Source organism: Bariatricus sp. HCP28S3_D3 (genome assembly GCF_052065755.1).
Lineage (GTDB): Bacteria > Bacillota > Clostridia > Lachnospirales > Lachnospiraceae > Allocoprococcus.
Genome location: NZ_JBQHTK010000003.1, coordinates 74,505 through 100,042 on the forward strand (window position 1 = coordinate 74,505; position 25,538 = coordinate 100,042).

At 44.7% G+C, this 25,538-nt stretch carries 25 protein-coding genes, 1 tRNA gene and 2 other annotated features; of the genes, 7 read left to right on the forward strand and 19 right to left on the reverse strand.

Annotated elements, in window-relative coordinates:
• Positions 1 to 371 precede the first annotated feature (371 nt).
• The 5 genes from ACTNB3_RS03900 to ACTNB3_RS03920 form a co-directional block, all read right to left on the reverse strand.
• Entirely contained in the window at positions 372 to 1,145 is a 774-nt protein-coding gene (locus tag ACTNB3_RS03900; RefSeq protein WP_427805564.1) for an ABC transporter ATP-binding protein, read from the reverse strand.
• A complete protein-coding gene (locus ACTNB3_RS03905; protein ID WP_427805563.1) occupies positions 1,132 to 2,019 on the reverse strand; it encodes an ABC transporter permease in 888 nt (295 codons plus the stop codon). Before ACTNB3_RS03905 ends, ACTNB3_RS03900 begins: the two co-directional genes overlap by 14 nt.
• A gap of 72 nt (positions 2,020 to 2,091) precedes the next feature.
• Positions 2,092 to 3,099, reverse strand: coding sequence for an ABC transporter substrate-binding protein (locus ACTNB3_RS03910; protein ID WP_427820494.1), 1,008 nt, complete (start codon positions 3,097 to 3,099; stop codon positions 2,092 to 2,094).
• A gap of 135 nt (positions 3,100 to 3,234) precedes the next feature.
• Positions 3,235 to 3,483, reverse strand: a binding site (T-box leader).
• Between the two features lie 38 nt (positions 3,484 to 3,521).
• On the reverse strand, positions 3,522 to 4,922 hold the full coding sequence (locus ACTNB3_RS03915; protein ID WP_427805561.1) for an alanine/glycine:cation symporter family protein: 1,401 nt from the start codon (positions 4,920 to 4,922) through the stop codon (positions 3,522 to 3,524).
• Between the two features lie 68 nt (positions 4,923 to 4,990).
• Positions 4,991 to 5,542, reverse strand: coding sequence for a hypothetical protein (locus ACTNB3_RS03920; RefSeq protein ID WP_427820789.1), 552 nt, complete (start codon positions 5,540 to 5,542; stop codon positions 4,991 to 4,993).
• 125 nt (positions 5,543 to 5,667) lie between these two features.
• On the opposite strand from ACTNB3_RS03920, the gene ACTNB3_RS03925 reads away from it, so the two are divergent.
• Positions 5,668 to 6,024: a helix-turn-helix domain-containing protein gene (locus tag ACTNB3_RS03925; protein ID WP_427805559.1), complete on the forward strand. Its 357-nt coding sequence runs from the start codon at positions 5,668 to 5,670 to the stop codon at positions 6,022 to 6,024.
• 8 nt (positions 6,025 to 6,032) lie between these two features.
• Here the strand turns inward: ACTNB3_RS03925 and ACTNB3_RS03930 are convergent, their stop codons facing one another.
• The 8 genes from ACTNB3_RS03930 to ACTNB3_RS03965 all read right to left on the reverse strand — a co-directional run bounded on the left by ACTNB3_RS03930 (position 6,033) and on the right by ACTNB3_RS03965 (position 13,969).
• Positions 6,033 to 6,890, reverse strand: coding sequence for a bifunctional 5,10-methylenetetrahydrofolate dehydrogenase/5,10-methenyltetrahydrofolate cyclohydrolase (locus tag ACTNB3_RS03930; RefSeq protein WP_441024566.1), 858 nt, complete (start codon positions 6,888 to 6,890; stop codon positions 6,033 to 6,035).
• 23 nt (positions 6,891 to 6,913) lie between these two features.
• On the reverse strand, positions 6,914 to 7,540 hold the full coding sequence (locus tag ACTNB3_RS03935; RefSeq protein WP_441024567.1) for a cyclodeaminase/cyclohydrolase family protein: 627 nt from the start codon (positions 7,538 to 7,540) through the stop codon (positions 6,914 to 6,916).
• 248 nt (positions 7,541 to 7,788) lie between these two features.
• Positions 7,789 to 8,712, reverse strand: coding sequence for a homoserine O-acetyltransferase MetA (metA, locus tag ACTNB3_RS03940; protein WP_427805556.1), 924 nt, complete (start codon positions 8,710 to 8,712; stop codon positions 7,789 to 7,791).
• 20 nt (positions 8,713 to 8,732) lie between these two features.
• Positions 8,733 to 10,088 (reverse strand): AI-2E family transporter, encoded by a 1,356-nt coding sequence (locus ACTNB3_RS03945; RefSeq protein ID WP_441024569.1) that lies wholly within the window; start codon positions 10,086 to 10,088, stop codon positions 8,733 to 8,735.
• A gap of 275 nt (positions 10,089 to 10,363) precedes the next feature.
• Positions 10,364 to 10,678: a DUF1540 domain-containing protein gene (locus tag ACTNB3_RS03950; protein ID WP_427805554.1), complete on the reverse strand. Its 315-nt coding sequence runs from the start codon at positions 10,676 to 10,678 to the stop codon at positions 10,364 to 10,366.
• A gap of 58 nt (positions 10,679 to 10,736) precedes the next feature.
• The gene (gene thrS, locus ACTNB3_RS03955; protein ID WP_441024570.1) at positions 10,737 to 12,662 is read right to left on the reverse strand and encodes a threonine--tRNA ligase; all 1,926 of its coding nucleotides are present in this window, start codon (positions 12,660 to 12,662) and stop codon (positions 10,737 to 10,739) included.
• Positions 12,663 to 12,709: 47 nt separating this feature from the next.
• The gene (locus ACTNB3_RS03960; protein ID WP_427805552.1) at positions 12,710 to 13,132 is read right to left on the reverse strand and encodes an acyl-CoA thioesterase; all 423 of its coding nucleotides are present in this window, start codon (positions 13,130 to 13,132) and stop codon (positions 12,710 to 12,712) included.
• Positions 13,133 to 13,200: 68 nt separating this feature from the next.
• Positions 13,201 to 13,417: a binding site (T-box leader), on the reverse strand.
• Positions 13,418 to 13,459: 42 nt separating this feature from the next.
• Positions 13,460 to 13,969 carry an SEC-C metal-binding domain-containing protein gene (locus ACTNB3_RS03965; RefSeq protein ID WP_427805551.1) on the reverse strand — a complete coding sequence of 170 codons (510 nt, stop codon included), beginning with the start codon at positions 13,967 to 13,969 and terminating at the stop codon, positions 13,460 to 13,462.
• A 135-nt stretch (positions 13,970 to 14,104) separates the two neighbouring features.
• Between ACTNB3_RS03965 and ACTNB3_RS03970 the strand changes: the two genes are divergently transcribed.
• Positions 14,105 to 14,338: a hypothetical protein gene (locus tag ACTNB3_RS03970; RefSeq protein WP_441016882.1), complete on the forward strand. Its 234-nt coding sequence runs from the start codon at positions 14,105 to 14,107 to the stop codon at positions 14,336 to 14,338.
• A gap of 1 nt (position 14,339) precedes the next feature.
• Here the strand turns inward: ACTNB3_RS03970 and ACTNB3_RS03975 are convergent, their stop codons facing one another.
• Complete coding sequence (locus ACTNB3_RS03975; RefSeq protein WP_427805549.1) at positions 14,340 to 14,504, reverse strand: hypothetical protein; 165 nt, start codon at positions 14,502 to 14,504, stop codon at positions 14,340 to 14,342.
• A gap of 164 nt (positions 14,505 to 14,668) precedes the next feature.
• Here ACTNB3_RS03975 and asnA point away from each other — a divergent pair, with 164 nt between their 5' ends.
• Positions 14,669 to 15,679: an aspartate--ammonia ligase gene (gene asnA / locus ACTNB3_RS03980; RefSeq protein WP_427805548.1), complete on the forward strand. Its 1,011-nt coding sequence runs from the start codon at positions 14,669 to 14,671 to the stop codon at positions 15,677 to 15,679.
• Between the two features lie 105 nt (positions 15,680 to 15,784).
• Here the strand turns inward: asnA and ACTNB3_RS03985 are convergent, their stop codons facing one another.
• Both ACTNB3_RS03985 and cls read right to left on the reverse strand, forming a co-directional pair.
• Positions 15,785 to 17,059 carry an adenylosuccinate synthase gene (locus tag ACTNB3_RS03985; RefSeq protein WP_427805547.1) on the reverse strand — a complete coding sequence of 425 codons (1,275 nt, stop codon included), beginning with the start codon at positions 17,057 to 17,059 and terminating at the stop codon, positions 15,785 to 15,787.
• A gap of 181 nt (positions 17,060 to 17,240) precedes the next feature.
• Positions 17,241 to 18,830 (reverse strand): cardiolipin synthase, encoded by a 1,590-nt coding sequence (gene cls / locus ACTNB3_RS03990; RefSeq protein WP_427819008.1) that lies wholly within the window; start codon positions 18,828 to 18,830, stop codon positions 17,241 to 17,243.
• Positions 18,831 to 18,999: 169 nt separating this feature from the next.
• On the opposite strand from cls, the gene ACTNB3_RS03995 reads away from it, so the two are divergent.
• Positions 19,000 to 19,422: a hypothetical protein gene (locus ACTNB3_RS03995; protein ID WP_427805545.1), complete on the forward strand. Its 423-nt coding sequence runs from the start codon at positions 19,000 to 19,002 to the stop codon at positions 19,420 to 19,422.
• Between the two features lie 83 nt (positions 19,423 to 19,505).
• Here ACTNB3_RS03995 and ACTNB3_RS04000 read toward each other — a convergent pair whose 3' ends face one another.
• Positions 19,506 to 21,170, reverse strand: a complete 1,665-nt coding sequence (locus ACTNB3_RS04000) for a glutamine--tRNA ligase/YqeY domain fusion protein (protein WP_427805544.1) — start codon at positions 21,168 to 21,170, stop codon at positions 19,506 to 19,508.
• A gap of 229 nt (positions 21,171 to 21,399) precedes the next feature.
• Between ACTNB3_RS04000 and ACTNB3_RS04005 the strand changes: the two genes are divergently transcribed.
• Together ACTNB3_RS04005 and ACTNB3_RS04010 are read left to right on the forward strand one after the other, a co-directional pair.
• A complete protein-coding gene (locus ACTNB3_RS04005) occupies positions 21,400 to 22,764 on the forward strand; it encodes an MATE family efflux transporter (protein WP_441024572.1) in 1,365 nt (454 codons plus the stop codon).
• 74 nt (positions 22,765 to 22,838) lie between these two features.
• Positions 22,839 to 23,858, forward strand: a complete 1,020-nt coding sequence (locus ACTNB3_RS04010) for a M42 family metallopeptidase (RefSeq protein ID WP_441024573.1) — start codon at positions 22,839 to 22,841, stop codon at positions 23,856 to 23,858.
• 53 nt (positions 23,859 to 23,911) lie between these two features.
• On the opposite strand, the gene ACTNB3_RS04015 is transcribed toward ACTNB3_RS04010, so the two are convergent.
• Entirely contained in the window at positions 23,912 to 24,595 is a 684-nt protein-coding gene (locus ACTNB3_RS04015; protein ID WP_441024574.1) for a YczE/YyaS/YitT family protein, read from the reverse strand.
• Positions 24,596 to 24,809: 214 nt separating this feature from the next.
• Between ACTNB3_RS04015 and ACTNB3_RS04020 the strand changes: the two genes are divergently transcribed.
• Positions 24,810 to 24,882, forward strand: a tRNA-Thr gene (locus ACTNB3_RS04020).
• Between the two features lie 33 nt (positions 24,883 to 24,915).
• Here the strand turns inward: ACTNB3_RS04020 and ACTNB3_RS04025 are convergent.
• A complete protein-coding gene (locus tag ACTNB3_RS04025) occupies positions 24,916 to 25,536 on the reverse strand; it encodes a sigma-70 family RNA polymerase sigma factor (protein ID WP_427805540.1) in 621 nt (206 codons plus the stop codon).
• Positions 25,537 to 25,538 lie beyond the last annotated feature (2 nt).

The window sequence follows — 25,538 nt, forward strand, 5'->3', positions numbered from 1 at the left end:
CAGGGGACCTCGCCCCAACAAACTCTCCCTCAACCTCCCCTCCCTCATCCCACCAGCGCCAGGGGCCCTCGCCCCAACAAACTCTCCCTCAACCTCCCCTCCCTCATCCCACCAGCGCCAGGGGCCCTCGCCCCGCACGCGCGTCCCCCAAACAACCGTACGTAGAGTCCTTGGGAAGTACCAGCCCGCGCAGATGTTCGGTAGGGATTACGGAGGTTAAGCGAAGCGCGGTGGAAATCCGTGCCAAAAATGTTAGGGCCCGAGGTGGGCGACCCATTGGTCAACCATCTCGGACCCTTACAGTTTTGTGCACTAGTTCCACCGCAGCGCAGCCTCGGAGTAATCCCTACCGAGCATCTGCGCGGGCGTCCCTAATTCCCACACTCAATACTTATTTCATTAAACATCTTCAATATCTCATCCACCGGCATCTTCGCCTTCTCTTCCCCGCTCTTATCAATCACGCACTCACCCTGGTGCATCATAATAAGCCGGTTTCCATACTCCACCGCATATCTGAGATTATGTGTCACCATAATTGTAGTCAGTTTCTTCTCCTTCACGATCTTATCCGTCAGTTCCATGATCAGTTCCGCCGTCTTCGGATCCAGCGCTGCCGTATGCTCATCCAGAATCAGGAATTCAATCGGCGTCATGGTAGACATCAAAAGTGCCATCGCCTGTCTCTGGCCTCCAGAAAGAGACCCCACTTTCACATCCATCTTATCCTCAAGTCCAAGGCCAAGCTGCGCCAGAGATTCCCGATAATACTCGATTCTGGCTTTATTCGTTCCTCTTCCCAGTCCAAAGAACTTTCCTTTATTATCCGCCAGTGACATATTTTCAAGAATCGTCATGGACGGGCAGGTTCCCATCGCCGGATTCTGATAAACCCTTCCAATCTTCCGGTTTCTTTTATATTCCTTTTCCCTGGTAATATCCTTTCCGTCGATCAGAATGCTTCCCGCTTCCACCGGAATGCTTCCGCAGATAATATTCAGCATAGAAGTTTTGCCTGAGCCGTTGCTTCCTACCACCGAAACAAATTCTCCATCGCGAATCGTCAGGTTAAAATCCTGAAAAAGACACATTTCATTGACGGTTCCCGGATTATAATACTTATGAATATCTCTAAGCTCCAGCATTCTTCTTCACCTTCTTCTTTCTCTCCATACTCAACACCAGAATCACAAGGAACAATACTGCCGTAATCAGTTTCATATCCTGCGGTTCAAAGCTTCTCAGCGCAATTGCCACACATGCCTTGTAGATCACAGAGCCTACAAGTACTGCCGTTGTCGTCTTCATAAATGTCAGATTCTTGAAAATGCTCGTACCAATAATAACACTTGCAAGTCCGATGACCATAGCACCGGTACCACTGGAAATTTCGAACACTCTCTCCTCCTGACAAAACACACATCCCGCCAGCGCTACAAGTCCATTTGCAATCGCAAGGCCGAGGATTTTCACATTTCCCTGATCTTTCGCCAGAGAAGTCACCAGCTTATCGTTGTCACCGACGGCACGGAGCAGATAACCTGACTGAGTTTTCATATAAAGATCCAAAAGAATTTTGCAGAATATTGCAATGATCAAAATCATGATCAGAGTACTGTATTTTGATAATGCTTCCGGAACCACTTTATCAATTACATCATTTTTAAAAATTGTTTTCTGCGAAAATAACGGCACATTTGCAGTTCCGGCAACTCTCAGATTGATGCTCCAGAGTGCTGTCATCATAATAATGCCGGACAACAGATCCCGCACTTTACATTTCACATGAATCAGTCCCGTACAGATTCCCGCGATCACTCCAACCAGAAATGCCGCAACAAGTGTCAGGTACGGATTCACACCTCTCGTAATCAAAAGTGCTGTCACCGCCGCTCCGAGAGGAAAACTTCCATCTACGGTCAAATCCGGAAAATCCAGTATTTTATATGTGATATAGATTCCCAGAGAAAGGATACCGTAGATCAGCCCCTGCTCCAGAATAGACACTGCAAAACTCATGCCATTAAACCCCGCTTTTCTTCAAAATCGTATAATTCTAATCCAATAAACGTTTTACTTGATACTAATATATTACTCAGCAATACTGTCATAAACTTCCACTGCACCGGAAACCAGATCATCGGAAAGTGTAATTCCAAGATCTGCAGCAACCTTTGTATTCAGATAAAGTCCTGCTTCCGTGATGGTCTCAAAGTTAATCTCAGAAGCTGCCGCCTCACCTTTCAGCACTTTAGCTGCCATCTTACCAGTCTGCTTTCCAAGCGCTACATAATCCAGACCTTCTGCTGCAAGACAACCGATCTTAACCTGCTCGATTTCACTTCCGAATACCGGAACCTTCGCTGCGTTTGCTTTATCCAGAATAGTTGCAAGCGAATTTACAACGGTATTATCTGTCAGATTGGAAATGCAATCTACTTTTGTCAGAAGATCATCTGCTGCCAGTGCGATTTCTGATGTATTCGTGATTCCCTTTTCTACCAGTTCAAAACCATAATCACCGACTTTTTCTTTGTATTCTTCAATCGCCGAAACACTGTTTGCTTCACTGGTTGTATAAATGATACCGATCGTCTTTGCATCCGGGAGAACCTCTCGGATCATTCGAAGCTGCTCTTCAACCGGCAGCTTATCGCTTGTTCCTGTCACTTCACCGACCGGTTTACCGTCTGCATCCGCAAGCTCTGCTGCAACCGGGTCCGTTACTGCTGTAAAGATAACCGGAATGTCGGAATCCATTGCTGCATTGTATGCGCTCTGCGCACTTGGTGTCGCAATGCCACAGATCATATCCACCTTGTCAGAAACAAAACTGCTCGCGATCTGGGAAGCCGTTCCCATATCCGCTGCCGCATTCTTATATTCAATCGTCAGGTTCTTGCCTTCTTCAATCCCCTCTTCTTTTAGTCCCTCAATAAATCCTTCACGGCAATTATCCAGAGATCCGTGTTCGGCGAACTGTGAAATACCGATTGTATAACTCTTCTCGCCACTGCTTTCTTTCTTAGCGCCACATCCTGCCACCATTGTAACTGCCATTGCCATGCTCAAAATTACTGCTACTGTTCTCTTTTTCATAATTTTTGTCTCCTTCTCTTTTCATAATGATTGACCTTTTTGCTTCATTCCATATGCCCGGAATTCTGCTTTCGTTAGTAAGAAGTACGACTTTCATGTCTGCCACGATAATAAAAAGCGCCCCAACCCTATCCGGATTGAGGCGGTAATAAATTCATATTAACGCGGTACCACTCAACTTCAACAGTCTGACTGTCCTCTTCCATGTACTAACATACACTCCACATTGATAACGGGTCGGGTTCCCGACATACCATACTCTCCAAAGATTTCAGGCTGCCCTCAAAAGTCCATTCAACTATCAGCTCCATACGGCAATCACACCCCCTGCCGCTCTCTGTGATCTTGCTTTGATAATCTACTACTCTTTCTCAACGGTTTCTATTCTATAGAAAATATCCTAATACATTCTTTTTCATTTGTCAACAGTATTTTTTTACGACTGGAACCGGCGTTGTGTCTCTTGCATCAATATTGTTAATATACTTTCGGGTCTCTGCCACGATGACTGAAGAAAGGGCAAGAACAGCGATCAAGTTCGGAATCGCCATAAATGCATTTAACGTGTCCGCAATCAGCCATACCAGATCCAGTGCAGCCACTGGAGCGATTGCCGCTACAATGATGTAGAGAATACGATAAGGAACCAGCGCGCGCTTCCCGCCGAAATATTCCACACAACGCTCCCCATAATATGCCCATCCAAGTACTGTTGAATATGCAAATGAAATAATCCCCACAACCAGAATAATCGGACCGATAACCGGGATCTGGCTGAACGCCATAGAAGTAAGCACACCTCCGTCACTCACCTCATTCGCATTGATCGCCGGATTCTTCATAATCGTTGATACCAGTACCAGCCCGGTAAGCATACATACCACAACCGTATCCCAGAAAGTACCTGTTGCCGAAACCAGAGCCTGTCGCACCGGATTTCGTGTCTGCGCGGCCGCTGCCGCGATCGGTGCAGATCCCATACCGGATTCATTTGAAAACAGTCCACGCGCAATACCATATCTCATGGCAAGCATGATTCCTCTTCCCACAAGACCTCCGGCCACCGCTCCGGGAGTAAAAGCCATCTTCACGATCGTCACAAGTGCCGGAATAATATAATCATAATTCATTCCAAGAATAATGACGCATCCCACAACATAAAACAACGCCATAAACGGCACCAGTTTCTCGCATACATTTGCAATTGTTTTAATTCCCCCGAAAATCACGATCGCAGTACAAAACGCCACAACAATCCCAATGATCCAGGGCTGAATCCCCAGATTTTCTTTACATACAGTAGCAATTGCATTGACCTGTGTGGCACAACCGATTCCAAATGATGCAAATGCCGCAAAAAAAGCAAACATCAATCCAAGAGCTTTTCCTAGTTTTTTGTTCTTCAATCCATATTCCAGGGCATACATTGCCCCTCCTTGCATTCTCCCATCCTCAGTCTTTACGCGGTATTTCACGGCGATCAGTGCTTCACTGTATTTCGTGGCAATTCCAAATACCCCGGTAAGCCAGCACCATAATACCGCTCCCGGCCCTCCGAGCGCCACTGCAGTTCCTACCCCGATAATATTACCTGTTCCGATGGTTGATGCAAGCGCCGTAGTCAACGCTCCGAACTGGCTGACCTCCCCTTCTCCATCCGGATCCTTCGCAACAGACAGACGAATCCCCCTGAATATATATCTCTGAATTCCTCCGGTTCGTACGGTCATAAAAATATGGGTTCCAAACAGCAATACAATCATAGGCCATCCCCAGACAACCTTGTTGACTGCTTTCACGACTGTGTTAATTACATCAAGCATGTTCTCTCCTCCTGCTAACGTATAAAGATATTTAATTATACAAAATTATTGAAGAATTAACAACGCTTTTATTCCTTAAAGACATAGTATCTTCCCCATTTAATATCATGAAAATAGCATTCTTCCCCCTGGATGACCAATTCGTATATATCATCTTCCATACCGGATCCCGTCACATGATTATGATAATAATACACACCCTTTTCCCGGTTCTTGACTTTCGTGATAATGTCCTCAACCACCTCGGGGATAGGCATGGTATTTTTAGAAGAAGTAGACCATTTCCGGATCATCCCTCTCACCTGGCTTTTATTTAATTTCACTTTTCTGGCAGAATAAAACGGTTTCGGGAACACTTCTCTTTTATCCAGATTACCTTTTCTCAGCACACGCTCAAACAAATCTTCGTATTTACTATATTCCATCCCCAGTTCCAAATATGCCTGTATATTGAGCAAAGCGCCAGTCAGATATTCGTTTTTCGGTTCTTCCGCATAATAATCAAGCAAACGTTCTATACTGCCCGTAAGGGTATGTTCTCTTGGCACACCACGTCTGGATGCGGTACTTACTGCCAGTTTTATCGCTTCGATCTCCTCCCTGTATACTTCAAAATCCATTCTTTTTTCCCTCCTTTTGTTTACATCTTAACAGTCATTTTGCATATTTGTAAATATTGTTTGTTTTATACGCCATTTATTTTTCATATTCCAATGCTAAACTATTTTTTAGAGAGGTAATGGTTATGAGCAAAGAATTTGGTAGCCGCGTACGTCAAGCGCGTAAAAACGCAGGTATGACTCAGGCTGAATTAGCAGAAAAAATGAATCTTGATACAACGACAATCAGCCGGATCGAAAATGGAAATCTTTCCACATCATTTTCTTCTATGCTGAATTTTTCCAAAGTACTTAACGTCCGTTTTGAGTATCTGATCTGTGATTACCTGGAAGAGAAGCCATCCATTTCCGATCCGCTTGAACTGGAAATACTGGATCTGTTACGTCCTCTTCCAGAGCATTATAAACGTTATATCCGCGACAATATCCAAAGTCTTATCCGGGAATTCCCTGCAACGCCGGATTCTGAAGATAAGATTTAACCATTGTTCTATTCCAGATGGGCAAGATATTCTGCTGCTTTTATGACATGCAATGCCAGTACGGAAGTCGTCACACTTCCGACGCCACGTGGTACCGGACTTATGAAGGACGCTTTTTCAAGTGCTCCTTCATAATCTACATCTCCACACATTTTCCCCTCTGCGTCTGCATTGATTCCCACGTCTGCGACAATTGCTCCTTCCCCGATCATATCGGAAGTAATCATCTTTGCTCTCCCTGCTGCTGCCACCAGAATATCCGCATTTCTGCACGTTTCCGCCAACTCGGCCGTTCTGGTATGACATACCGTTACCGTTGCGTTTTTCTGAAGCATCAGCATGGCAAGCGGTCTTCCAACAACCATGCTTCTGCCTACAACCGTCACCTTTTTTCCACAGACATCGATGCCGTAGTGTTCCAGCATTTCCATGACAGCTTCTGCCGTACAGGGCGCGAAACCGGATTGATCTCCTGCAAATACCTTTGCCAGATTCACATCACTCATACAGTCCACATCCTTATACGGATTGATCATTTTTCTCACCGGTTTCTCATCCAGATGCGCCGGAAGCGGACGGAAAAGCAAAATGCCATGCACCGTTTCATCCGCGTTGACTTTGCGAAATTCCCCTTCAAACTCCTCCTGAGAAATATCTTCCGGGAGTTCTTTTACGCGGCATTCAATTCCGGTAAGCTCCATCCTTTTTTTTGCTCCCCGCTCATATGACAGGTCATCCGGGCGCTCTCCGATTCGAATAATCGTGAGACAAGGTATAATCCCTTCCTGCTTCAGTCTGTCCCCTCTGCTGATAATTCTTTCTTTCATCGCCTTTGCCACTTCTGCCCCTAACATTTCTATTGCCATTTTCTCTTTTCCTTCCTTCTCGTTTACCTTATTTTTTCCAGAACGCCATGATATACCTGCTGCTCCAGTGTTCTTCCACGGGCAATCCATGCCTCCGCACGTTGATTCAGTTCTTCCGCATACTTCCTGTCTTTCATCAGTCTGGTATTGATAAATACATTCAAAGACGCACCTTCCAGAGACGTCTTGGCAAACAAAATACCGACTCCTGCGTCGCTTACTGCAAGGCGACTTCCTTTCTCTTCGAGTACCTGCAGAAGTTCCATCACTTCAATAGAGACCTCCATAATCTCAAGCGGCACCCGGCAGGCTTCGCGAAGCGCCGTCTCCATCACCTGTTCTTTTAACTTCTTCTGTTCTTCCGTTTCTTTTGGCATTCCATATGCCTTTGAAAGCGGCTCAAATGCCTTCGCATCCTCATCAACCAGACGTGTCAGTTTATCGCGCAGCTGTTCCAGCTTTTTCATGCTTTCACATATTTCTTCTTCCACATCGGCATATTTCTTCTTACCGGTCGTCAGATTGCCTACCATCAATCCAAGCGCTGCTGCATAAGCACCTGCTGCCGCCGATGCGCCGCCTCCTCCCGGAACCGGTGCCGATGAAGAAAGTTCTTCCAGGAACTCTGTCGTTTTCTTTTCAAGCATCATATATAATTCCTCCCAGATTCAAGAATGCCCGGGCACTCCTGCCGCATTCTCTAACTTATTACTTTGACCCTCATTATATGTGATGATTCAGAATCTGTAAATAGTTTCTTTACTGTCAGCCGTCCCGTTGTCAGCAAATGAAATATTCCAGTACCATACATCTGTTTCCATATAAAAAAGCACCGCAGGAAGATTATCTCTTCCCTTGGTGCTTTTATATAGATTGCTTACTTATCCCACCGATCAGCCTAAAACTGCGGTGTCCCAATCATGTCATACGGCGTTGCCTGATAGACATAGTAGTTCAGCCAATTCCCATACAACGTATTCCCGTGTGCCCTCCACGTAAGAAGCGGCTTCTGTTCGCAGTCATCATTTGGATAATAGTTAACCGGAAGTTCAATCGGAAGATTCTTGCTCTTGTCACGTTTATATTCCTGATCCAGTGTAATTCTGTCATATTCCGGATGTCCCATCACGAAGATCTGTCTGCCGTCCTCTGCCATGACAAGAAATGCTCCGGCAACATCAGATTCTGCCAGTATCATTAGGCGGTCATCCTCCCTGATCTTTTCGATCGGAACATCTGTGTGGCGGGAATGCGGTGCCAGGAACACATCGTCAAATCCACGTACAAGCGGTATTTTCCGGTTCATCACTTTATGTTCAAATACACCGAAAAGCTTGGACGGAAGCTGTACTTTATCAATTCCATAATGGTAATAAAGTGCCGCCTGTGCCCCCCAGCAAAGATGGATCGTAGATGTCACATTCGTCTTGGTCCATTCCATGATTTCCTTCAATTCTTCCCAGTAATCCACTTCTTCAAACGGCATCTGCTCGACCGGCGCTCCGGTGATGATAAAACCGTCAAATTTCTGGTTTTTCACTTTATCAAAAGTTTCGTAAAACCGGTTCAAATGGTTTGCCGAAGTATTCTTCGACTCATGACTCTTCACCGTGACAAACACAATATCCACCTGCAGCGGAGTATTGGAAAGCGACCGCAGAAGCTGAAGTTCTGTATCTTCCTTGAGCGGCATGAGGTTCAAAAGCCCGATCCTGATCGGACGGATATCCTGATGAGTCGCCCGGAACTCATCCATCACAAATATATTTTCTTTTTCCAGTATCTCTTTTACCGGAAGATCATTCTGTACACGAATTGGCATAATAAAATTCCCCTTTTCTACTATTCATTGTTCTTTTCATCTTCATCCACAATCGTTATATCGTCACTGATAAACTCTCCTTTTTCGTTCACATAACTCTTTACTCCGTAGTGAACTGTGGTCAACGGGAGATTCTTACGCTCTAGCCTCTGGCTGGTAATCATACTAATAATATAATAAATCACCGCAAAAGTAGGCACTCCCATGATCATACCAACGAACCCGAACATTCCCCCTCCGATCAGGATGGAAAATACGACCCAGAATGGGGAAAGTCCTGTTGAATTACCGAGTATCTTCGGACCGATCACATTTCCGTCGATCTGCTGTAGTACCAGTATAAAAATAATAAAATAAAGGCCCTTTTTCGGATCGCTGAGCAGGATCAGAAATGCACTCGGAATCGCACCGATGTACGGTCCGAAGAAAGGAATCACATTTGTCACTCCAACAATTACACTGACAAGAAGCGTATATGGCATCTTAATCAGCGAAAGACCGATAAAACAGAGTACACCAATAATTGCGGAATCGATAATTTTCCCGATAATAAAACCGCCAAAAATTTCGTTACTTTTTTTCGTAAGATGCAGCAACATATTGGCATGATTCGTTTTTAAAAAAGCGTAGGTCATTTTCTTGCACTGGGCAGAATACTGTTCCTTGCTGAACAGGAGGTATACGGACACGATCAGTCCGATCAGGAAATTCAATACCTCATTCAGGATATTCAACACTCCCACCGTGAGATTTGACATGATCGTATTTACCTGCGGCATCAGATCCGTACGCAGCCAGTTCTGCAGGGTTGTTGTTCCCTCTTCCAGAGCATTTCTCATCAGGATTCCCATTGCCGTATCGGACGCCTGCAAATGATTAAACCAGTCGACTACATTATTCAACTGTCCCGGCAGCGTGATGATCAGGTCCCGGATGCTTTTTACCAGCTCCGGTATCAACATATTACAGAGTGCTGTGATCAAAGCAAATAAAAACACCAGTGACAGGATCACTCCGATTCCTCTGGAGCATTTCTTTGCTCGATTCTTTTGCATGTATTTCTCCAGTCTTGGAACCAGGATACGATCTACCTGATTGACAATCGGATTCAGAAGATACGCAATGACCATTCCATAAAGAATCGGTTTCAATACATCAATCACCATGGAAACAGCGTTCGTGATTGAATCCAGACGCAGTAATGCAAAATACAGGACCACACATGCCATAATGACCAGAAACATGGTCATTCCCCTGCTAAATTCCTGCCGGAGTTTAGACGGGCCTTCTTTACCGAATTGCGGCCTTTTCACATAATACGGAGCAGAAGCAGGATCATCACTTTTTCTTTCCTGCAGCTTCTCATCATTTTCCATTCATTCTTCACCTTTTCTCTTAAATCCGTCTTCTTTAAGACACGATTTCTTTTTCTCATACATCAGCATTATACCGTCAAAATTTACTCTATGCAATAGATTTTCCGTGGCAATCTCCAAAATCCTTTTCTAATAATTCAAGTTTTTCATACAAGTCTCATTCCTTTTCCGAATAGCTGAATGCATAAAAAGACCACCTTCAGGTTGATCGGATACCTAATTTGATATACGTTCCCAATGGTGGTCTTCTCATTTTTCTTCCAGCTGTTTATCTGCTATTTACAGGTAAACGTCGCACATTCTGTCTCTTCGCACTGGCAGGCCTGACTTCCTTCGACACTGATCTTTCCGGCATGGCACTGACATTCATCATTATACTTACAATCCGTTGCCTTGCAGTCGATCTGGCTGGTCGGGGACGCCTCTCCCATCACATTACTGTAGGTTCCGCTTTTGCGCTCTTCGAAGCTGTCACAGCAAGTCTCTTCTGCCGTTTTTGCGGAATTTCCTCCCACAGTAATCGCATTCAGATCACAATAAAAATCCTTGTTATGCATGCATGTCTGCACGGTACATTTTAATTCCGGCATAATACACCCTCCTTCTCTTATCAGAAATCAAATTATATTATGCCCTTATTCTGACTTCTTATTCTTTCGTTTTTACTTCTCTTACCGTTCTTGCCTTGATCTCCATTTTGATCGCCGCAATAAAGTCAGAGAGCATTTTCTGCCCCTCGTCTCCTTCGAAACGGCTTCTGACAGATACCAGACCCTCTTCCTCTTCCTTCGCTCCTACAACAAGCATATACGGAATCTTCTGCATCTGAGCCTCACGGATCTTGTAACCGATCTTTTCAGCACGTGTGTCTACTTCTGCACGGATTCCTGCATTGTTCAGTTCTTCCAGAACTTTGTTCGCATAATCCATATATTTGTCAGAAATCGGCAGCACTTTAACCTGAACCGGTGCAAGCCATGTCGGGAAGGCACCTGCAAAATGCTCGATCAGGATTCCGATGAAACGTTCAATGGATCCGAACACTACACGGTGGATCATGATCGGCTGATGCTTTTCTCCGTCAGCTCCTGTATATTCACATCCAAAACGAAGCGGAAGCTGGAAGTCTAACTGAATCGTTCCGCACTGCCAGGTTCTTCCGATTGAGTCTTCCAGATGGAAGTCGATCTTCGGTCCGTAGAATGCGCCGTCCCCTTCATTTACTACATAGTCAAGGCCAAGATCATCCAACGCACCGCGCAGAGCATCGGTCGCCATCTCCCAGTCTTCATCACTTCCCATGCTGTCCTCCGGACGAGTGGAAAGTTCTACATGATATTTAAATCCAAACAGACTGTACACTTCATCGATCAGTTTGGCAACCCCCTTGATCTCATCACGGATCTGCTCAGGCATCATGAAAATATGTGCATCATCCTGTGTAAAACATCTTACACGCATGAGACCATGGAGCTGTCCGGATTTCTCATGGCGGTGAACCAGTCCAAGCTCTCCCATACGAAGCGGCAGATCACGATAAGAACGTGGTTCAGACTGGTAAACCAGAATTCCACCCGGACAGTTCATCGGCTTGATTGCAAAATCTTCTTCATCAATGACCGTTGTGTACATATTGTCTTTATAATGATCCCAGTGTCCGGACGTTTCCCACAGCTGACGGTTCAACATGATCGGAGTGGATATTTCCACATAACCTGCTTTGTGATGGATCTCTCTCCAGTAATCCAGAAGCTGGTTTTTAAGAACCATTCCCTTCGGAAGGAAGAACGGGAAGCCCGGTCCTTCTTCTTTCATCATAAAAAGTCCCAGTTCCTTTCCAAGTTTTCTATGATCACGTTTCTTTGCCTCTTCCATCATTGTCAGATACGCATCCAAATCTGCTTTCTTCGGATAAGCTGTACCATAAACTCTCTGAAGCATTTTATTCTTTTCGCTTCCGCGCCAGTAAGCCCCCGCAAGGCTTGTCAGCTTAAATGCTTTTACCTGTTTTGTATTCATCAAATGTGGTCCCGCACAGAGATCTGTAAATTCTCCCTGAGTATAGAAACTGATTTCGGCATCTTCCGGAAGGTCTTCGATCAGTTCCACTTTATAAGGTTCTCCCTTTTCTTTAAAGTATTCTATTGCTTCATTTCTCGGCTTGGTAGAACGTTCAAGCGGAAGTCCTTCTTTGACGATTTTCTTCATCTCTGCTTCGATTTTTTCCAGATCTTCTGCCACAAGCGGTGTCTCGCGGTCAATGTCATAATAGAAACCGTCTGCAACGGAAGGTCCGATTGCAAGCTTTGTATCCGGGTAAAGTCTCTTGATCGCCTGTGCCATAATATGAGAAGCCGTATGACGGAACGCGCCCTTTCCTTCTTCGTCATTAAATGTCAGGATACTCAGTGTACAGTCTTCACTGACCACCGTTCTGAGGTCAACCACCTCACCGTTTACTTCCCCGGCTGTTGCTGCTCTCGCCAGTCCTTCGCTGATGTCTTCCGCAATTTCGATTACGGATTTGCTTTGGGCATACTCTTTAACAGATCCGTCTTTCAATGTGATTTTCATATTTTTTCCTCTCTTTCTATGTTTCTTTTAACTTGAAACTTCCTTTGTCAATCCTGGTCGTTTTCCAGTGCTTCTATAAATTTTTCATGATAATCCGGGTATTCCCGTTTGAGCGAGATCGGCCTCCCCTTAAGATTCAGGAAACAATGCCTTGTCAGTCCCCGGCAATGAACCATCTGTGTTTTCTCATCCATTACATCGTAACTGATTGTAAGCTTGATCCCGTTATACTCTTTCACTTTCGGATAAATCGTGACCGTATCTCCAAAATGTACCATCCGCAGATACTCCGCCTCGACTGCCAGCACCGGGCTTATGATCTCCCGGGCTTCCATCTCTTCATAAGGCATTCCAAGCTGTTCCAGATAATCGATTCTCGCCTCTTCAAACCAACGGATGTAATTGGAGTGGTGAACGATCTTCATCTGATCCGTCTCGTAATACTGCACTTTGTGTCTGTATGCTTCCATCTACTTCTCACTCCTTCCGCTCATATATGCATGGCAACAAAAAATCCCCTGCAGTATAAACATCTACTGCAAGGGACGAGTCAACATCATTACTCGCGGTTCCACCCCGCTTGCTCCGGCGTCATGCCAAAGCCACTTCATTCGGATGATAACGGTATCCTGCCGTGCTGCTCCTCACAGCCGCTCCGAGATGGTCTTCAAACGCTTCTGCAATAAAAAGCTTCCAGCCATGGCTTTTCTCTCTGTGATTCTTCCGCGTTCTACTCTTCTCATCAACACATTTGCTATTATTATAGACATGTGGAAAGTATTTGTCAATTATGAAATCTATTTATTCTTCCCACAACATTTTTTATATTTCTTTCCGCTTCCGCACGGACATGGGTCGTTCGGATAAACTTTCTTTTCTACGTGTACAGTACGGGAATTCTTCTGTTCTTTATACAGTTCTTTTCTCTTTTCTTCCGTGAAAATATTTTCCCACTGCGGGAGTTCATAAAGCCAGTCCGCTTTTGCGTCTACCATATTTTTGTAAAGCAGTTCTTTGTCAAACGCAAGGCTCACAACGGTATCTTCATCCATGGTCTCGATCGGATTTGGTTCTTTCAGGCTGTCGTTGATACCATCCAGGAATCCGGTCATGGTAAATACTTCTACACCATATTTTTCTGCAAGTTCTTTCACCGTTCCCTTAACCTCTTCATCCGGATTGGTAAGAAGCTTTTCATAGATTTCCTTTTCAATCTGAAAATAGGTTCCCCAGAACTTCTGCAGGGAATTCTGATCCATTTCTTTTGAATATGCGGTATCTCTCCACTGTTCTAATAAAGTACTCATATTTGTAAATTCTCCTTTTTGTTCTTTTCACTCCATATATCATACAGCATTTCTTATCCGTTTGCAAAACATTTTCTTGTGGAAATGCAATTTTGTTATTATAATAGATAGAAAAGATGAAAACAGGTGATTTAAATGAAAAAAACAAAACGGATTCTCGCACTGATCGGTGCTGTTTTACTGATTCTTTTGTATGCAAGTACATTGATTTTTGCACTCACGGATCATTCACAGACACATGGGCTCTTTAAAGCTTCCATTGCCTGTACGATCCTCGTTCCGGTTCTTCTCTATGCCTATACATTGTTCTACAGGCTGCTTCGCAAAGATGATTCGGATGATTCGAACGATGAAAACAAAGCCGAATAGCTTACGTCATGGAAAGCTCTGCCAGCATCCAGGGAGAGCTTTCTTTTTCGTATGTCTGCTCTTTTCTGTTCCTTCTCTCTTTTTCACGCAACTTTCTGCGTCTGTTCAAATATTCTTCGATCGAGATCGTTTCCTGTTCATTTCTCATTTTCTCTTTCTGAATCATAAGTCCCCTCCTTCCCCGACCTTTTTATTATATGAGACCGGACAGCCATTTATGACCGGAAGCACATATTTTCTGACTAAATATTTTTCTGCCAAAAAAATGGATTGACAATCAACACCTCTTTCTACTACACTTGTACTAATGAGTAGGAAAGGAAGATGAACATGGAACACTTGATAATACCGGAGAATTACCATTCTCCGCTTACGATTCGTGAGACTGAGGTTGCTATCAAAGAGGTCAAAGACCATTTTGAGCGTTCACTTGCCAAGTCTCTGCACCTGACCCGTGTATCTGCTCCGCTTTTTGTACGCCCGGAATCCGGTCTGAATGATAACCTGAATGGTATAGAACGTCCGGTCTCTTTCGGTGTGAAGGAACAGAATGACAAAGAGGTCGAAATCGTCCATTCTCTTGCAAAATGGAAACGTTACGCGCTGAAGCGCTACGGATTCCACTCAGGGGAGGGACTTTATACGGATATGAGTGCAATCCGCCGGGATGAAGAAACGGACAATATCCATTCGATCTATGTAGACCAGTGGGATTGGGAGAAAGTAATCTCAAAAGAAGAACGGAATATGGAAACGCTGGAGTATACCGTAAATAAAGTCTACAGCGCATTAAAAGAAACAGAACAGTTTATGGCACGCCGCTATAATTACATAGAGGCTTATCTGCCGGATGAGATCACATTTATTACTTCTCAGGAACTGGAAACCATGTATCCGGATAAGACACCAAAGGAACGCGAATACCGTTTTGCCAAAGCCAAAGGAGCCATTTTTATCAAACAGATCGGTAAAACGCTTGCTTCCGGAACGAAACATGACGGACGTGCTCCGGACTATGATGACTGGGAACTGAACGGGGACATTATTGTATACTATCCAGTTCTGGACATTGCACTGGAACTCTCTTCCATGGGAATCCGTGTCGATGAAGAAGCATTGAAACGTCAGCTCAAAGCTGCCGGATGCGAAGAGCGCGCGGGACTGGACTTCCAGAAATCTCTTCTGGCCGGAGAACTTCCCTATACAGTCGGCGGCGGAATCGGGCAGTCTCGTATCTGTATGTTCTATCTCAGGAAAGCGCACATCGGAGAAGTACAGTCCTCCGTATGGCCGGACGAGATCGTACAGCATGCATCGGAGAACGGACTCTATCTGCTTTAAAACACTGCCGCAATTCTGCGGATTTTAAGGCAGTTGCACACAACGAAAGAGGACACAGCATACTGATATGCCATGTCCTCTTTTTTCATTTATTCTATTCATCCATTATCTGAAAATAATATCATGTCTTCCCGGTCCGTTTGAAACCATGGTAATCGGGTATCCAATCTCTTTCTCGATAAATTCAATATAATTTCTGCAGTTCTCCGGCAGATCTTCATACTTCTTGATTCCACGGATATCACATTTCCATCCCGGAAGAGTCTTAAGAACCGGTTTTGCTTTTTCAAGCAGATGTGTGGTCGGGAATTCCGTCGTCACTTCGCCGTCGATCTCATATCCTACACATACCGGGATCTCATCCAGATATCCCAGAACGTCAACTACCGTAAATGCAACGTCTGTTGTTCCCTGCAGACGGCATCCGTATTTGGAAGCCACACAGTCAAACCATCCCATACGTCTCGGACGTCCTGTCGTTGCACCGAATTCGCCGCCGTCTCCGCCGCGTCTTCTCAGTTCATCTGCCTCTTCTCCGAAGATCTCGCTTACAAATGCACCTGCTCCGACCGCGCTGGAGTATGCCTTACATACTGTTACGATCTGCTTGATCTCATATGGCGGAATACCTGCGCCGATCGCACCATAAGCCGCAAGTGTGGAAGAAGAAGTAACCATCGGATAAATGCCATGATCCGGATCCTTCAATGTTCCAAGCTGTCCCTCCAGCAGGATCTCTTTGCCCTCTTTGATCGCCTGATCAAGATAAGCGGAAACATTACATACATAAGGTTCTACCATCTCTCTGTAGCTTACTAATTCTTTATATAATTCCTCAGGATCGATTAATGGTTTGTGATACAGATGCTCAAGCAGCACGTTCTTCTGCTCCGCCACCCGAACAACCTTTTCTTTCAGCAGATCATCATCAAAAAGTTCGCTGATCTGGAAACCGATCTTTGCATACTTGTCAGAATAGAACGGAGCAATTCCTGACTTTGTAGAGCCAAATGACTTTCCTCCCAGTCTCTCCTCTTCATATGCATCAAAATTTTTATGGTATGACATTACCATCTGTGCTCTGTCAGAAACCAGAATCTTCGGCATCGGCACTCCTCTGTCGATGATGGACTGAATCTCATTGAACAACACCGGAATATCGACTGCAACACCATTTCCGATAATACTTGTAGTATGTCCATAGAACACGCCCGACGGCAGTGTGTGAAGAGCAAATTTACCATAATCGTTGATAATTGTATGTCCTGCATTCGCACCGCCCTGGAAACGGATAATGATATCAGCCTTTTCTGCAAGCATGTCTGTAATCTTGCCCTTGCCTTCGTCTCCCCAGTTCGCACCTACTACTGCTTTAACCATGATATATCCTCCTGCTTATATTCATATATGTATCCCATGTAACTTTTGTACTATAAGAAACACCTTTAAAAATTATACAACATTTTTTCTCATATGTACATTCTTATTTTTTGAAAACTGTTTTTTCCTGGTTTTTTCGCAAATCCTAAGCCGATCAGACACGAAATCTGCCGGTTTACTCCTACATAAGAGGGGCAATCAGACGGAGGATCTGCCCATACAGTTTCGTAAAAAGGCTTCGGTTTCTGACTTCCGTAAGCGTAACTTTATGGCATTTCTTCAGCGTCTCCTGGAAATCCTTTTCAATATCATAAACCACCGGATTATGATAAATAAAGACACCACATTCAAAATGCAGGTACAGACTGCGGTAATCCAGATTGATGGTTCCTACTGTAGCCGTATCGTCATCCGAAGTAAATACCTTTGCATGTACAAATCCCGGTGTATATTCATAAATCTGAACTCCTTTTTCCAAAAGCTCAGCATAATATGTCTTGGCCAGATAAAACGCATACGGCTTATCCGGAATCCCCGGCATGATGATGATCACTTCGATCCCGCATTTGGCAGCTCGTGTAAGAGCCGTGATCATCTCACTGTCAAGGATCAGATACGGTGTCATAATATGGACATATTTCTTCGCATGATTCAATATGTGAAAATAAACCTCTTCTCCCACATTCTCATGATCAAACGGACTGTCCCCGTATGGAATCATATAACCGGTCTCTCTCCGGAATCCGCTTTTCTTGACCGTCAGATATTTTTTATAATCCTCCGGGCGGCGTTCCCAGAGATTCCACATCTGCAGGAACATCATGGTGAAGCTTTGTACCGCATCTCCTTTCAGCATAATCGCGGTATCTTTCCAATGACCAAACCGCAGCTTCTGATTGATATATTCATCAGCCAGATTGACCCCACCGGTAAACGCAACTTTTCCATCAATCACACAGATCTTTCTGTGATCCCGGTTATTCTGACTGGTGGACATAACCGGTTTAATCGGCGCGAACTGCTTGCACTGGATTCCCATTTTCCTGAGCTTTTCCGGATACTCATATGGAAGCAGGGCAACACTGCACATACCGTCATACATGAAACGGACTTCCACACCTTCCTGTACCTTCTTCTGCAAAATATCCAGAACTGAATTCCACATATACCCTTCTTCAACTATGAAGTATTCCATAAAAATAAATTTTTCTGCCTTCTCCAGTTCCGCTAAAAGCGCCGGGAATTTATCATCTCCCAGTGGGAAATACGTAGCCTCCGTATTTCCGTATGTCGGGAATCCCACCTGCTGATACAGGAAATGTGACAAATTCACATTCGCAAGTCTGCTGCTTCGCATCGTCTGGACAATTCCTTCATTCTGCTCCATATACGGTTCTGTTTCATGCCGAAGATCTTCCAGCCTCTTTCCCAGAAAATGGGTTCCAAATTCGGTCTTCGTAAAAATATAGAATCCCACTCCCACGACCGGTACAAGCAGAATAAACAGAAGCCATGTCATCTTGAATTCAGGCGTCCCTTTCTCATTCATAATATAAATGACTGACACAACAGAAAGTATGACAAAAACTCCATATAAATAGTTTGTATAATTCTCCAGATAAGTGAGCGAAAATAACATCAGCTCAATCTGTAAAAGAAGCAAAATAATCACAACTGCGGTACGGCTGTAGATTACACCAAAAATTTTATTTTTCGCCCTTTTCCTAATTGTCTGACCTTTTTCATACATCAAAGTCTCTTTTTCATCCATTCCTAATTGATGTTCCTTTCTTAAATCAATATCCTATATCGTATCACATATCTTATCACAAAAACCAGTGTTTATAAATATTTTACTTTTCCTTTTACGGAAAAAGTATTACAATGAATTTGTTTATATGCATCTTATTATGCATTTCGTCTAAGAAAGGAGTATTATTATGGCAAAAAATTTCAGAAAACTCCTGCTTGGCCTGACCGCCGCCGGAGCTGCCGGAGCAGGTATCTATTATTGGATGAAGAAAAAGAATGACATCGAATCAGAAGATGATTTTGATGATGATTTCGATGATGATGATTTTGAATTAGATGATGACCTCGGCGAAGTCAAGGAACGCGGTTATGTTCATCTCAATCCATCTTCCGCTCAGACATCCGATACTTCCAGTGCCACTGAAGAACAGCCTGAATCCGAAGCATCGGCTGAAGCGGAAAAACCAGCCGAACCCGTAGAGCCATCCGAAGCAGAAGCACCGGGACAACCTGATGAAACTACAGTCGAAGAAGCAGATTCCGAGCAGAAAATTGACGCTCCTGAAGAAGCAGGGAAGCCGGCTGATGCTTCCGAAGAAAAAAACGAATAGATTACAGCCGTTATACCGGAATAGAAAATGCAGCATTGATTCAAATGCTGCATTTTTATTCTTAAATTTTCGAAAATTCTTTTTTATTTCGGTAGTTTAAATGAACTTTTCAACGATACAATCCTATTAAACACCAACGCATTCGGTTTGGAATCGTGCGAATCCACACAGAAATATCCCTGGCGCACAAACTGGAAACTGTCATAGGCCTTTGCCTCTGAGAAGTTCGGTTCTACAAGAATTTCCTTTTCGGTAAGTGAATTCGGATTCAGATTCATGGAACCGTCTTCTTTGTTATAAACGCCCTTCTCCTCATCGATCAGGTTCTCATATAAGCGTGCCGTTGCCTTCACAGCATGTTCCGCTGATACCCAGTGAATCGTGCCTTTTACTTTTCTTCCGGTAAATCCACTGCCTGATTTCGTCTCCGGATCATAGGTACAATGGATCACGGTCACATTTCCATTTTCATCTTTCTCATAATCCACACACTTCACAAAATATGCATTCATCAGACGGACTTCATTGCCCGGGAAAAGGCGGAAATATTTCTTCGGTGGTTCTTCCATAAAGTCATCCCTTTCAATATAAAGTTCACGGCTAAACGGAACCTTTCTGCTTCCCAGCTCTTCATTTTCCAGATTATTCGGTGCATCAAGCCATTCGGTTTCTCCTTCCGGATAATTGTCAATCACGAGTTTCACCGGATCCAGCACCGCCATCATACGCGGCCTTTTTAACTTCAGATCTTCGCGGATACAATACTCCAGCATCGCGTAATCCACAGCTCCCTGAGTCTTGGATACCCCGCAGAGATCCACAAACATCTTAATGGATTCCGGTGTAAAGCCACGACGGCGGAGTGCCGCGATCGAAACCAGACGCGGATCATCCCATCCATCAACGACCTTGTCCTCAACCAGCTTTTTAATATATCTCTTGCCTGTAACCACATTATTCAAATATAATTTACCAAATTCAATCTGACGCGGCGGATTCTCGAATTCACACTCTCTCACTACCCAGTCATAAAGCGGGCGATGATCTTCAAATTCCAACGTGCAGATGGAGTGGGTGATTCCTTCGACTGCGTCCTCAATCGGATGCGCAAAATCATACATCGGATAAATGCACCACTTATCCCCTGTATTATGATGTGACATGTGTGCCACCCGGTAAATGACCGGATCCCGCATATTGATATTCGGAGAAGCCATATCGATCTTTGCACGGAGTACCTTCTCACCGTCTTTATAGACACCGGCTCTCATATTCTCAAATAACTCCAGATTCTCTTCCACCGACCGGTCTCGATAAGGACTGTTCTTCCCCGGTTCGGTCAGAGTCCCGCGGTATTCCCGGATCTCATCCGCTGTCAGATCACATACGAACGCTTTGCCCTTCTTGATCAATTTGACCGCACATTCATACATTGTATCAAAATAATCTGATGCAAAATAAAGATGCTCCCCCCAGTCAGCTCCCAGCCACTGAATATCCTCTTTGATGGAATCCACGAATTCCATCTTCTCTTTCGTCGGGTTCGTATCATCAAAACGCATATGGAATGTTCCGTTATATTTCTGGGCCAGTCCATAATTTAAAAGAATAGATTTGGCATGTCCGATATGAAGATATCCGTTCGGTTCCGGCGGAAAACGTGTACAGACATGGTCATAAACACCTTCTCTCAAATCTTTGTCAATTTCCTGTTCAATAAAATTCTTTGATACCATTTCTTCTGCCATGGTAAATCCTCCTCAGGTTCTCAATCTGTGGAATCCGCCGCAGAAGGCCGATTCCTGAAACTTTGTTCATTAGTTTACCACAATTTATGACAGAGAACAACAATTTTATCATTGTTCCTCTCACTTCATTGACTTTTTCAAAATACATTCTTATAATTAAAAAGTGTACTTTAGTCTGTAACCAGTTTATAACTATGTACAGTCAACATAACTATCGGGGGTTTTTGGTATGTCTAATATTTCTTCTTCAACACGCATGACAGAGGGCCCTATCTGGAAGCGAATCGTACTTTTTGCAATTCCGCTTTTCTGGGGACATCTGTTCCAACAATTTTACAACACGGCCGACACTTTGATCGTGGGTAATTTTCTGGGCAGTAACGCACTTGCCGCCGTCAGTTCTTCCGGAAGTCTGATCATGCTTCTTGTCGGACTCTTCAACGGTATCTCCATCGGTGCAAGTGTGATCATCGGAAAATACTTCGGTGCCGGCAATATGAAGGCACTGAGGCGGGCCATTCACACAACGATCGGATTCGGTCTCTGCTGCGGAGTCGCAGTCACCCTGATCGGGGAAATAGCCGCGCCGCAGATTTTGCACCTCATGGGCACACCCGATGAAGTACTTGTGAATTCTTTAGTATACTTCCGAGTTTATTTCATGGGTGCTCTTGGCTTTGTTATGTACAACTTCTTCATGGGAATTCTTCAGGCTCTTGGGGACAGCAGGCATCCGCTGATTTACCTGATGATTTCTTCTGCCACAAATATTACACTTGACCTGATACTGATCGCGGGATTCCGATTCGGCGTCGGAGCCGCCGCACTCGCAACAACGATCTCACAATTTCTGAGTGCCTTCCTGTGTCTGCGTCAGCTTCTTCATAATCCGGAAGAGATCCGTGTTTCTCTGAAAGAGATCCGTCTTGACCGTATGATGCTGCCTCAGATCGTTACGAACGGACTTCCAACCGGAGTCCAGAATTCGATCATCTCTCTGGCAAATGTATTTGTACAGTCAAACATCAATAAATTCGGTGCTCTTGCGGTGGCAGGCTGCGGTTCTTATGCCAAAATTGAGGGCTTCGGTTTTCTTCCGGTGACCTGTTTTTCAATGGCTCTCACAACCTTTATCAGTCAGAACCTGGGGGCAAGAGAGTATGACCGTGCAAAGAAAGGATCCGTTTTCGGAGTCATATGCTCCATTACTCTGGCAGAACTGATTGGTTTGCTTGTCTATACATTTGCGCCGACACTGCTCTCCTTATTCGGTGGAAGCGAAGAAGCCATCGCATTCGGTGTGACACAGGCAAGAACCATTTCTCTGTTTTATTGTCTGCTCGCCTACTCCCACTGTATGGCCGGAATCATGCGCGGCGCAGGCCGTTCTACGGTTCCGATGCTGGTCATGATGATCTGCTGGTGCCTGATCCGTGTCAGCTACATCAGCATTGCGGTTCATTTTATTCCGGTGATCAACGTTGTGTTCTGGGCGTATCCGATCACCTGGAGCTTAAGTTCTATTGTATTTACAATATATTATTTCAAATCCGACTGGATACACGGATTGGAAAAGCAGAAATTCTCTGCATAACAGGATTGCTTTTTCGTTTTACAACGATTAAAATAACAGAGCATACTATCATTTAACATTTAGGGGGAATCATTATGGAGAATTATACTGAATATGCTGCAAAGCAGCTCAAATCGCTGACTTCGATTGCCAGCCCATCCGGATATACCCGGGAAGTGAAAGAATACCTTCTTTCCACACTCAAAGAGATGGGGTATGAGCCATGGAGCTCCAGAAAAGGAAATGTACTGGTGACACTGGGTGGAGAGGGAAATCCGCTTCTTCTTGCCGCTCATGTCGATACCCTTGGCGCTATGGTTCGTTCCATCAAAGACAACGGACGTCTGCGTCCCACCACACTCGGCGGACATCAGTGGTCAACTGCCGACGGTGAAAACTGCACCATCCACACACGCGACGGAAAGGTTTATACCGGTGTTGTTCTCAATACCGAGCCCTCCGTCCATGTAGCAGACGATAAGCCGGATCATGAAGAGAAAAACATGGAGATTCTTCTGGATGAGAATGTAAATACGAAAGAAGACGTAGCCGCTCTCGGCATTCAGGTCGGCGATATCATTGCCATGGATCCTCGTACTGTAGTGACTGAAAGCGGATATATCAAGAGTCGCTTCCTTGATGACAAGCTCTCCGCTGCCATCTTGCTAGCCCTTGCAAAATGGGTCAAAGACGAACACCTTTCCCTGAATCGCAAGGTTTCTCTCGTCTTCACCGTTTACGAAGAAGTCGGTCACGGCGGAAGCAGTGTGCCGGAAGATACCGAAGAAATGATTTCGGTTGATATGGGATGTGTTGGTGCCGACCTGGGCTGCACAGAGCGCATGGTTTCCATCTGCGCAAAAGACTCCGGCGGTCCTTACAATTATGAGGTGACAAGCGCCCTGATCGACACTGCGAAAGCAAACGGACTCGACTATGCCATCGATGTATATCCGCATTACGGTTCGGACGTAGAAGCTACTTTAAGAAGCGGTTACGACATTCTGCACGGTCTGATCGGACCGGGTGTTTATGCATCACATAATTATGAACGTTCTCATCTGGACGGAGTCAAAAATACACTTCTGCTTCTGAAAGCTTATACTTGTAAATAGTTTCAAGAAGAAAACCTGCCATTGCATTTCCAAACGCATTGGCAGGTTTTCTTTTACAGATCCGGAAAACATGTTTTGATTAATTTGCGGCTCCTCGGCAAAAAAAACTGTGCAGCCGGCCCTACCAGAAAAGCCGCTGCGATCGTTCCGATTCCAAGGCGCCCGCCAAGCAGGAATCCAATCACTGCAAAACAAGTATCACAGGTAATCCTCACATACTGAAACTGTACATTCCATTTCTGATTCAGTTTATCCGTTAATATGATGGCAATCAGATCGTTCGGCCCTGTACCGCTGTTGCTCTCAATGACGATGGACATACCAAAGCTCAATATCACACATCCTGCCAACATAACAAGGATCCGGATCCACATCGGCGATCCGGAAGATATTTTATCCCCGATCATCCACAGGAACAGATCTATGATCCATCCTCCGCAGAATGCACAGACGACCGTCCCCGGCTTGACATATCCCTTCGTCGTCAAAACCATCACAATCATCAGCAGGATCAATGCAATCACATGAACCGTGCCAATGCTAAGCCCGAGAGTTCTTGCAATTCCCTGAATCATCACCGTAAACGCATCCGAGCCAAGTTCCGACACGAGAAAAAGGCTGACGCCCAAATGGGCGATTGTTAGACCCACAAATAAAGCAAACAGACCTTCTCCCCATTGTTTCAGACTCCTGTTACGCGTATCGACCGCAAATGTATCTTTTGAATCCTTTCCCATATGTTTCTCCCCTATTCTCCTCCTGTAAGCTGCCACACATGGCATCCCACGTATTTTCACTTCTTATAGAATATCATACCTGATGGCGGATGCGCAATCCAGGATTCTTCATTCTAAGAAATTCGCAACATAATACTTTTTCAAAAAAATCAAAAGTCATATTGACAAATTTCACGAAGGTGTGTTATATTAATTAAGTCGCTGATATGCGTCTGCTGCCTTGGCTCAGTCGGTAGAGCGTCGCCTTGGTAAGGCGGAGGTCGGCGGTTCGATTCCGCTAGGCAGCTTTTAAAAAACCTCAGGAAGATTTCCTGAGGTTTTTATTTTCTCTTTTCTTCCAGAATATGCCTTGCCTTTCCTTTGATTCTCTGCAGGGCATTGTCAATGGCTTTTGGACTCTTATCCATTACTTCTGCGATTTTCAAATAATCCATTCCCATCAGATGCAGATACAAAACCCGGTTTTCCAGCTTGCTGAGCTGATCCTTCAGTTCTTCCTCAAATGCATTGGCATACTCTGTGTTCAGAAGCAATTCTTCCGGATTGCTTTCTGCCCCCGCCTCGATCGTCTCTGCCAGCGGAAGCGCTTCTTTTCCATCTTCCCGTTTTCCCGATGTATAGAGTGAGACGTAGGAATTTAAGGGTAAGTGCTTTTTTCTCTGGGACGCTTTGATGGCGGTGTACATCTGCCTGGAAATGCAAAGTTCAGCAAAGCTATAAAAAGATGCACCCGCATCCGGCTCATAATCCTCTACTGCTTTGAAAAGACCGATCATCCCTTCCTGGATCAGATCGTCATTTTCCCCTCCCCAGAGATACATTGCTTTTGCCTTCTGACGCACCAATCCCTTATATTTCTCCATCAGAAAATCCATGATCGGCTTTTCGCCGCCTCGCAGGCGGCTGATCAGCTGCTCGTCCGTCATTTTTTCATATTCCATTT

Coding starts and splice junctions, on each gene's coding strand:
- ACTNB3_RS03900 (WP_427805564.1), bottom strand. CDS start 1,145: ATGCTGGAGCTTAGAGATATTCATAAGTATTATAATCCGGGAACCGTC.
- ACTNB3_RS03905 (WP_427805563.1), bottom strand. CDS start 2,019: ATGAGTTTTGCAGTGTCTATTCTGGAGCAGGGGCTGATCTACGGTATC.
- ACTNB3_RS03910 (WP_427820494.1), bottom strand. CDS start 3,099: ATGAAAAAGAGAACAGTAGCAGTAATTTTGAGCATGGCAATGGCAGTT.
- ACTNB3_RS03915 (WP_427805561.1), bottom strand. CDS start 4,922: ATGCTTGATGTAATTAACACAGTCGTGAAAGCAGTCAACAAGGTTGTC.
- ACTNB3_RS03920 (WP_427820789.1), bottom strand. CDS start 5,542: ATGGATTTTGAAGTATACAGGGAGGAGATCGAAGCGATAAAACTGGCA.
- ACTNB3_RS03925 (WP_427805559.1), top strand. CDS start 5,668: ATGAGCAAAGAATTTGGTAGCCGCGTACGTCAAGCGCGTAAAAACGCA.
- ACTNB3_RS03930 (WP_441024566.1), bottom strand. CDS start 6,890: ATGGCAATAGAAATGTTAGGGGCAGAAGTGGCAAAGGCGATGAAAGAA.
- ACTNB3_RS03935 (WP_441024567.1), bottom strand. CDS start 7,540: ATGATGCTTGAAAAGAAAACGACAGAGTTCCTGGAAGAACTTTCTTCA.
- metA (WP_427805556.1), bottom strand. CDS start 8,712: ATGCCAATTCGTGTACAGAATGATCTTCCGGTAAAAGAGATACTGGAA.
- ACTNB3_RS03945 (WP_441024569.1), bottom strand. CDS start 10,088: ATGGAAAATGATGAGAAGCTGCAGGAAAGAAAAAGTGATGATCCTGCT.
- ACTNB3_RS03950 (WP_427805554.1), bottom strand. CDS start 10,678: ATGCCGGAATTAAAATGTACCGTGCAGACATGCATGCATAACAAGGAT.
- thrS (WP_441024570.1), bottom strand. CDS start 12,662: ATGAAAATCACATTGAAAGACGGATCTGTTAAAGAGTATGCCCAAAGC.
- ACTNB3_RS03960 (WP_427805552.1), bottom strand. CDS start 13,132: ATGGAAGCATACAGACACAAAGTGCAGTATTACGAGACGGATCAGATG.
- ACTNB3_RS03965 (WP_427805551.1), bottom strand. CDS start 13,969: ATGAGTACTTTATTAGAACAGTGGAGAGATACCGCATATTCAAAAGAA.
- ACTNB3_RS03970 (WP_441016882.1), top strand. CDS start 14,105: ATGAAAAAAACAAAACGGATTCTCGCACTGATCGGTGCTGTTTTACTG.
- ACTNB3_RS03975 (WP_427805549.1), bottom strand. CDS start 14,504: ATGATTCAGAAAGAGAAAATGAGAAATGAACAGGAAACGATCTCGATC.
- asnA (WP_427805548.1), top strand. CDS start 14,669: ATGGAACACTTGATAATACCGGAGAATTACCATTCTCCGCTTACGATT.
- ACTNB3_RS03985 (WP_427805547.1), bottom strand. CDS start 17,059: ATGGTTAAAGCAGTAGTAGGTGCGAACTGGGGAGACGAAGGCAAGGGC.
- cls (WP_427819008.1), bottom strand. CDS start 18,830: ATGGATGAAAAAGAGACTTTGATGTATGAAAAAGGTCAGACAATTAGG.
- ACTNB3_RS03995 (WP_427805545.1), top strand. CDS start 19,000: ATGGCAAAAAATTTCAGAAAACTCCTGCTTGGCCTGACCGCCGCCGGA.
- ACTNB3_RS04000 (WP_427805544.1), bottom strand. CDS start 21,170: ATGGCAGAAGAAATGGTATCAAAGAATTTTATTGAACAGGAAATTGAC.
- ACTNB3_RS04005 (WP_441024572.1), top strand. CDS start 21,400: ATGTCTAATATTTCTTCTTCAACACGCATGACAGAGGGCCCTATCTGG.
- ACTNB3_RS04010 (WP_441024573.1), top strand. CDS start 22,839: ATGGAGAATTATACTGAATATGCTGCAAAGCAGCTCAAATCGCTGACT.
- ACTNB3_RS04015 (WP_441024574.1), bottom strand. CDS start 24,595: ATGGGAAAGGATTCAAAAGATACATTTGCGGTCGATACGCGTAACAGG.
- ACTNB3_RS04025 (WP_427805540.1), bottom strand. CDS start 25,536: ATGGAATATGAAAAAATGACGGACGAGCAGCTGATCAGCCGCCTGCGA.